Origin of the sequence: Pseudomonas sp. NBRC 111138, assembly GCF_001320835.1 — a bacterium.
GTDB lineage: Bacteria > Pseudomonadota > Gammaproteobacteria > Pseudomonadales > Pseudomonadaceae > Aquipseudomonas > Aquipseudomonas paracarnis.
This window is the reverse complement of sequence record NZ_BCBO01000125.1, coordinates 1-6,928: the sequence shown is the minus strand read 5'-3', so window position 1 is coordinate 6,928 and position 6,928 is coordinate 1. Positions and strand designations below refer to the sequence as shown.

Sequence of the window (6,928 nt, the reverse complement as noted above, 5' to 3'; positions counted from 1 at the left end):
TTGCTCCCGCTGGGGTGCGCAGCGCCCCCAAAAAGCCGGCTCCAGCTTCGCTGTCGAGCGGGAGCAAGCTCCCTCGCCACTGCAAGCCAGCTCCCACAGTTGACCGAGTTGATCAGTCTTCCAGAGCACGGACTCGTTGCATGCGCTGCTGCTCTATTGGCGCATCCGCCACCTGCAACTCAAAGTCAAAATCAATCTGCGCAAACCGCCCTTGCACGCCAAATTCGCGCGCCAGTTGCGGATCGTCACTGAAGCGAATCTCGGCAATCAGTTCATCCCGGGTGGCATAGGCAAAGTCATCATGCAGGTACGGGTCATCCGACAGGTTGATCTGCGTGGTCAGGTGCCGGTGCGCCGGCGCCGAGATGAAGAAGTGGATATGCGCCGGCCGTTGCCCGTGGCGCCCCAGTTGGTCGAGCAACTGTTGCGTCGGCCCACTCGGTGGGCAGCCGTAGCCTGAAGGCACGATGCTGCGAAAACGGTAGTTGCCCTGGGCGTCGGTCTCGATGCGCCGACGCAGGTTGAATTCCGATTGCGCCGGGTCGAACCACGAATAGGTCCCGCCCGTGTTGGCCTGCCACACATCGACAATCGCCCCTGCCAACGGCTTGCCCTCGGTGTCGCGTACTTGCCCGCGCATGAACAACGGCACCGCGTCGTCCTTGCCGTCATCCAGCCGTGCCTCGTACTTGGACAACGGCGCACCGGCCACGTACAACGGGCCTTCGATGGTGCGCGGGGTGCCGCCCGACTTGCCGGCCTCCTCGTCGGCGGCGTCCATCAACAGGTCCAGGTAATGCTCCAGGCCCAAACCGGCGGCGAGCAGGCCGGCCTCTTGATTTTTGCCCAGTTCATTGAGGTAGTTGACCGCCTTCCAGAATTCTTCCGGGGTCACTTCCAGGTCTTCGATGATGTTCACGGTGTCGCGCAGGATTCGGTAAATCAGCGCCTTGGTGCGCGGGTTGCCCGCGTCATTGAGGTTACCGCTGGCTTCTTCGAGAAACTGTTGGGCGTGGGCAGTCTGGGACAGGCGGATGGACATGGTGCATTCCTCATCTTGTAGTTATAGGTGGAAGCCGGCTCAGCGGTCGTCCGCATGGATCGACGACGGATGGCGGCACAGCGCGTTCACTTCGATGGCCATGTAGGGGAACAACGGCAGTTGCATCAGCAGGTCGTGCAGCTCCTGCACGCTGTCGACATCGAACACGCTGTAGTTGGCGTAATGCCCGGCGATGCGCCACAGGTGGCGCCATTTGCCCTCCTCTTGCAGGCGCTGAGCCAAGGCTTTCTCCTCGGCCTTGAGGCTGGCGGCACGCTCGGGGTGCATATCGAGGGGAAGGTTCACGGTCATTTTTACGTGGAACAACATGGCAGAGGCCTCTTAGTGTTTGTCACGGCGAAAGAACGCCAGGCGCTCTTCATCGAGCGCCAGGCCCAGGCCCGGCGCGCTGGAAACGTGCAGCTGGAAATCGCGGTACACCGGTGGCTCGGTGAGGATGTCTTCGGTGAGCAACAGCGGGCCGAACAATTCGGTGCCCCACGCCAGGGTGTTCAGCGTGAGAAAGGCATGGGCCGAAGCCAGGGTGCCAATGCCGCCTTCGAGCATGGTGCCGCCGTACAGGCCGATGCCAGCCGCTTCGGCAATCGCCGCCGTGCGCAATACGGCACGCGGGCCGCCGTTCTTGGCGATCTTGAGGGCGAACACTGTGGCCGAGCCTTCACGGGCCAGGTTGAATGCATCCTCGACACACTCGATGGACTCATCGGCCATGATCGGCACCGGGCTCGACAGGTTGAGCCGAGTCATACCACCACGGTTGTTGCGCGAGATCGGTTGTTCGATCAGGTCGATACCGTTGTCGCCGAGCACCTTGCACGCCCGCAGGGCCACGGCTTCATCCCAGGCCTGGTTGACGTCGACGCGCACACTGGCGCGCTCGCCCAGGGCTTTTTTGATCGCGATCACATGGGCCAGGTCGCGGTTGACTTCACCGGCGCCGATCTTCAATTTGAAGATGCGATGACGGCGCAGGTCGAGCATTTTTTCGGCCTCGCTGATGTCCTGTTCGGTATTACCGCTGGCCAGGGTCCAGGCCACCGGCAACGCATCACGCACACGCCCGCCCAGCAGCTCGCTGACCGGCAGGCCCAGGCGTTTGCCGAGGGCGTCGAGCAAGGCGCTTTCGATACCGGACTTGGCAAAGGTGTTGCCGCGAATACTGCGCTCCAGGCGCAACATCGCCGCGTTGACGTTACTCGCGTCCTGGCCGATCAGCAGCGGCGCGAAGTGACAGTCGATGTTGACCTTGATGCTGTCGGGGCTCTCGTTGCCGTAGCTCAGGCCACCGATGGTGGTGGCTTCACCGATGCCTTCGATGCCGTCGGTGCAACGCAGGCGAATGATGACGAGGGTCTGGTTTTGCATCGTGTGCATCGCCAGCTTGTGCGGGCGAAGGGTGGGCAGGTCGACGATGACAGTTTCAATCGACTCGATGGTGCAAATCGGCATGGCAATACCCATTGGGTTCTTTATAAATTTACGTCGATTCTGTTCCGCATTTTTTTGGGCTTCCAATATAGAATTGGTCTCGTGCGATACCCTCAAGGTATGAAAGGAGTCGATATGGAACTGCGTCACTTGCGCTATTTCCAGGTGCTGGGCGAGACCCTCAACTTCACCCGAGCTGCCGAACGCTTGCATATCGCCCAGCCGCCTTTGAGCCGGCAGATCCAGCAACTGGAGGACGAACTGGGGGTGGTGCTGCTGGAGCGCAGCCGGCCCTTGCGGCTGACAGAGGCCGGACGGTTTTTCTATGAGCATGCCAGTGTGCTGCTCGAACAACTGGGCAAGGTCTGCGACACCACCCGGCGCATCGGCCAAGGCGAGAAAACCTGGCTGGGCATCGGCTTTGCGCCGTCGACCTTGTATGGCGTGCTGCCGGAGCTGATTCGGCGCCTGCGCACTCACGAGGCCTTGGAGCTGGAGCTGGGTTTGTCGGAGATGACCACTTTGCAGCAGGTCGAAGCGCTCAAGGCTGGCCGCATTGACGTAGGCTTCGGGCGGATTCGCATCGACGATCCGGCCATCGTCCAGCGCGTACTGGTGGAGGACCGCCTGGTAGCAGTGCTGCCCAGTGGTCACCCGTTGCTGGGCGCCCCGGCCACCCTCGCCCAGTTGGCCGGCGAACCCTTTGTGCTCTACCCCGGCAACCCGCGCCCCAGTTATGCCGACCATGTGATCGCGCTGTTCGACGCCCATGGCTTGAGCCTGAAGGTGGCGCAGTGGACCAACGAATTGCAGACCGCTATTGGCCTGGTGGGCGCAGGTATGGGGGTGACGTTGGTGCCGGCGTCGGTGCAGGTGCTGCATCGGGCGGATATTGGCTATACGCCGATTGTGGAGGCCACTGCGACTTCGCCGATCATTCTGAGCCGGCGGGTGAATGACCAGTCGCCGGGGCTGACTCATTGCCTGCAACTGGTTGAAGAGTTGATCTGAGATTTTCCCAAACACCGCAATTCCCTTGTAGGAGCGAGCTTGCTCGCGAAAAACTCACAGGCGCCGCGTTCATCCAGCAAGCACGCGTTATCGTTAACGTTTTTCGCGAGCAAGCTCGCTCCTACATTTGATCTTCATTGGTTTCAAAGGCTGCGCAGGCGCTTGCGTTGCAATGTCTGGCTGGGCGACTCATCGAACAGCTTGCGGTATTCCGCCGAAAACCGCCCCAGGTGCGTAAACCCCCAGCCCAGGGCGATTTCAGAAATAGTGCGCATTGAGCCCTGCTCCAGAATCTCCTGGCGCACCGCCCCCAACCGATGCTTCTTCAGATACGCCATGGGCGACAGTGCGAAGTACTTGCGAAACGCATCGAACAGTTTGAACCGCGACACGCCCGCTGCCGCTTCCAGGTCTTCCAGGTGCAGCACTTCACGGGCGTTGTCGTGGATGAATTGCCGCGCACGGATCAAGTAGTGCGGCAGTTTCACCCCCAGAACCTCGCGCAGTTCTTCAGAGTAGTTATTGGGTTGGGCCAGGATCAGCCCCTTGATCAGCGAGCTTTCCAGGTCACGGGTAAACGCCGTCTGCTCGTACAACTCGCTGCTGCATTCCAGTTCGGCGATGAAGTATCGCGCCATGCGCCACCACGAGGCCGGTGCTCCGTCCACAGCATCCATCACCGACTCAAACCGCAGCGGTGCATCGATGGGCCGTTGCAGCAAACCTTCCAGTGACTCGCTCATCGCCGCGCGGGTGATCACCACCTGCAACTTGCGGCAGTCACCGGAAATCGCCAGCACCTGATGCTCATTGGGTGAAATGATCACGCCCTGGTCGCGGTTGGAACTGAGGCGCTCACCGTTCTTGCTCAGCTCCTGCTCGCCCACCAGCGGCAGGCTCAAGCTGTAGCTGCGAAAGTGCTCGGCGTCTTCGATGTCGATGGTCACATCGGTACCGTACTCGATCACGCCCAGGGTGGTGGCGCGGGATTTGAACACGTTGGCGCTGTGGTGAAAGCGCAGGCGTTCGGGGGTGGCCGTCGCCAGGCGATGGGGCCCGCAGATGCCGGACATCCAGCTGCGCGCGCCTTCCAGGTCGAAGCGTTGAATATGAATATCGCGTGTCTGGCTACTCATCAGGGTGCACCCACGGCGGTTAGGCATTTGCGCGCTCTGGCGGCGCGTCGTTGAACCTCGACAGCAAGTTCCAGGCCACGCCAGCAGCGTGGCCACTGGGTGGATAGTAAGGGCCGACTATGTGGATAAATCCCAGGGTTCTACGACCATCGCCCACCATCACAGTAGCGCATGCCGTCACCTGCGCGCACCGCCATGGGTATTTGTTGCCCAACTTTGCGGCCTGCGTTCCCCCATTAAGCGGATAGCCCGCTACCGCATTGCAGCCGCTTAATGGCTCACCGTTTAGCCATGATCAAAAGGTGCCTCCCATGAGTGGTGCAAGAACCGTCGAGCAGTGGAAAACCTTTATCGAAAGCTGCCTGGACTTTCGCCCGGCAGATGAAGTGTTCCGCATCGCCCGCGACATGTTCACCGAGCCCGAACTGTTCGACCTGGAGATGGAGCTGATCTTCGAAAAAAACTGGATCTACGCCTGCCACGAAAGCGAACTGGCCAATAACCACGACTTCGTGACGATGCGCGCCGGGCGCCAACCGATGATCATCACCCGTGACGGCGAAGGCCGGCTCAACGCGCTGATCAACGCCTGCCAGCATCGCGGCACTACCCTCACCCGCGTGGGCAAGGGCAACCAATCCACTTTCACCTGCCCGTTCCACGCCTGGTGCTACAAGAGCGATGGCCGACTGGTGAAGGTCAAGGCGCCAGGGGAATACCCGGAAGGTTTCGACAAGGCCACCCGCGGCCTGAAAAAAGCGCGCATCGACAGCTACAAGGGCTTTGTGTTTATCAGCCTGGACGTGAACGGCACCAACAGCCTGGAAGATTTCCTGGGCGACGCCAAAGTGTTCTTCGACATGATGGTGGCGCAATCGGCCACCGGTGAGCTGGAAGTGCTGCCGGGCAAGTCCGCCTACACCTACGACGGCAACTGGAAGCTGCAAAACGAAAACGGCCTGGACGGTTATCACGTCAGCACCGTGCACTACAACTACGTGGCCACCGTGCAGCACCGCCAGCAGGTAAACACCGAAAACGGCACGGGTTCCAGCACCACGCTGGACTACAGCAAGCTCGGCGCCGGAGACGCGAATACCGATGACGGCTGGTTCGCCTTCAATAACGGCCACAGTGTGTTGTTCAGCGACATGCCCAACCCCAGCGTGCGCTCCGGCTACGCCACCATCATGCCGCGCCTGGTAGAAGAACACGGCCAGCAGAAGGCCGAGTGGATGATGCACCGCCTGCGCAACCTGAACATCTACCCCAGCCTGTTCTTTCTCGACCAGATCAGCTCGCAGCTGCGCATCATCCGCCCGGTGGCCTGGAACAAGACCGAAATCATCAGCCAGTGCCTGGGCGTGAAAGGTGAGTCCGACGCCGATCGCGAAAACCGGATCCGCCAGTTCGAGGACTTCTTCAACGTCTCGGGCATGGGCACGCCCGACGACCTGGTGGAATTTCGCGAAGCCCAGCGCGGTTTCCAGGGCCGCCTGGAGCGCTGGAGCGATATTTCTCGCGGCAGCCATCGCTGGGAGACCGGGCCGACGCCCAACAGCGAGGCCATCGGCATTCAACCAGCCATGACCGGCACTGAGTTCACCCACGAAGGCTTGTACGTCAACCAGCACCGCAATTGGCAACGGTTTCTGCTCAAGGGTTTGGACCAGCGGGCCCTGAGCCTGCGGGAGGTGAAGTGATGAATGCGCAATTGCAGTACCAGATCGAGCAGTTCTTCTACCGCAAGTCCGAACTGTGCGACGCCCAGGACTGGGACGCCTACGTGCAGTTGTTCGACCCGCAGAGCGAATTCCACCTGCCGCAATGGGATTCCGAACACGTCTACACCCAAGACCCCAAGCGCGAGATGTCGTTGATCTACTACGCCAACCGCTCGGGCCTGGAAGACCGCGTGTTCCGCCTGCGCACCGGCAAAGCCGCCTCCGCCACGCCGATGCCGCGCACCTTGCACCTGATCAACAACGTGCGCATTGCCGAGCAGGCCGACGGCACGTTGGAGGTGCGTTTGAACTGGCACACGCTGTTTTATCGGCTGGCTACTTCCGAGCAGTTCTATGGGCACGCAACCTATCGCCTCAAGCCCGAGGGCGACAGCTGGCTGATCACGCGCAAGCACGCCCTGCTGCTCAACGACACCATCAACTCGGTGCTGGATTTCTATCACCTTTAAACCAGCACATCCCCCTTGTGGCGAGGGAGCTTGCTCCCGCTGGAGTGCGCAGCGCTCCCAGTTTTTTGGGGCAGCTTCGCAGCCCAGCGGGAGCAA

Annotated in this window: 7 protein-coding genes; 3 read left to right on the top strand and 4 right to left on the bottom strand. The window is 61.0% G+C overall.

The genetic code is table 11. From position 1 onward, the window contains the following. Nucleotides 1-112: 112 nt before the first annotated feature. Genes catA through APH41_RS22070 form a run of 3 tightly spaced genes read right to left on the bottom strand, consistent with a single transcriptional unit; the run spans nucleotide 113 to nucleotide 2,512 of the window. Nucleotides 113-1,042: a catechol 1,2-dioxygenase gene (gene catA / locus APH41_RS22080; protein WP_054921517.1), complete on the bottom strand. Its 930-nt coding sequence runs from the start codon at nucleotides 1,040-1,042 to the stop codon at nucleotides 113-115. A gap of 39 nt (nucleotides 1,043-1,081) precedes the next feature. After that, entirely contained in the window at nucleotides 1,082-1,372 is a 291-nt protein-coding gene (gene catC / locus APH41_RS22075; protein WP_054921514.1) for a muconolactone Delta-isomerase, read from the bottom strand. A gap of 12 nt (nucleotides 1,373-1,384) precedes the next feature. Further along, a complete protein-coding gene (locus tag APH41_RS22070; RefSeq protein ID WP_054921521.1) occupies nucleotides 1,385-2,512 on the bottom strand; it encodes a muconate cycloisomerase family protein in 1,128 nt (375 codons plus the stop codon). Nucleotides 2,513-2,626: 114 nt separating this feature from the next. On the opposite strand from APH41_RS22070, the gene APH41_RS22065 reads away from it, so the two are divergent. After that, complete coding sequence (locus APH41_RS22065) at nucleotides 2,627-3,502, top strand: LysR family transcriptional regulator (protein WP_034128779.1); 876 nt, start codon at nucleotides 2,627-2,629, stop codon at nucleotides 3,500-3,502. A 143-nt stretch (nucleotides 3,503-3,645) separates the two neighbouring features. Here the strand turns inward: APH41_RS22065 and APH41_RS22060 are convergent, their stop codons facing one another. Beyond that, nucleotides 3,646-4,638 (bottom strand): AraC family transcriptional regulator, encoded by a 993-nt coding sequence (locus APH41_RS22060; protein WP_054921519.1) that lies wholly within the window; start codon nucleotides 4,636-4,638, stop codon nucleotides 3,646-3,648. Between the two features lie 311 nt (nucleotides 4,639-4,949). Between APH41_RS22060 and antA the strand changes: the two genes are divergently transcribed. Continuing rightward, the gene (antA, locus tag APH41_RS22055) at nucleotides 4,950-6,341 is read left to right on the top strand and encodes an anthranilate 1,2-dioxygenase large subunit (RefSeq protein ID WP_054921512.1); all 1,392 of its coding nucleotides are present in this window, start codon (nucleotides 4,950-4,952) and stop codon (nucleotides 6,339-6,341) included. Next, the gene (gene antB / locus APH41_RS22050) at nucleotides 6,341-6,832 is read left to right on the top strand and encodes an anthranilate 1,2-dioxygenase small subunit (RefSeq protein WP_034128781.1); all 492 of its coding nucleotides are present in this window, start codon (nucleotides 6,341-6,343) and stop codon (nucleotides 6,830-6,832) included. The genes antA and antB overlap by 1 nt, the downstream gene beginning before the upstream one ends. Nucleotides 6,833-6,928 lie beyond the last annotated feature (96 nt).

Coding starts and splice junctions, on each gene's coding strand:
- catA (WP_054921517.1), bottom strand. CDS start 1,042: ATGTCCATCCGCCTGTCCCAGACTGCCCACGCCCAACAGTTTCTCGAA.
- catC (WP_054921514.1), bottom strand. CDS start 1,372: ATGTTGTTCCACGTAAAAATGACCGTGAACCTTCCCCTCGATATGCAC.
- APH41_RS22070 (WP_054921521.1), bottom strand. CDS start 2,512: ATGCCGATTTGCACCATCGAGTCGATTGAAACTGTCATCGTCGACCTG.
- APH41_RS22065 (WP_034128779.1), top strand. CDS start 2,627: ATGGAACTGCGTCACTTGCGCTATTTCCAGGTGCTGGGCGAGACCCTC.
- APH41_RS22060 (WP_054921519.1), bottom strand. CDS start 4,638: ATGAGTAGCCAGACACGCGATATTCATATTCAACGCTTCGACCTGGAA.
- antA (WP_054921512.1), top strand. CDS start 4,950: ATGAGTGGTGCAAGAACCGTCGAGCAGTGGAAAACCTTTATCGAAAGC.
- antB (WP_034128781.1), top strand. CDS start 6,341: ATGAATGCGCAATTGCAGTACCAGATCGAGCAGTTCTTCTACCGCAAG.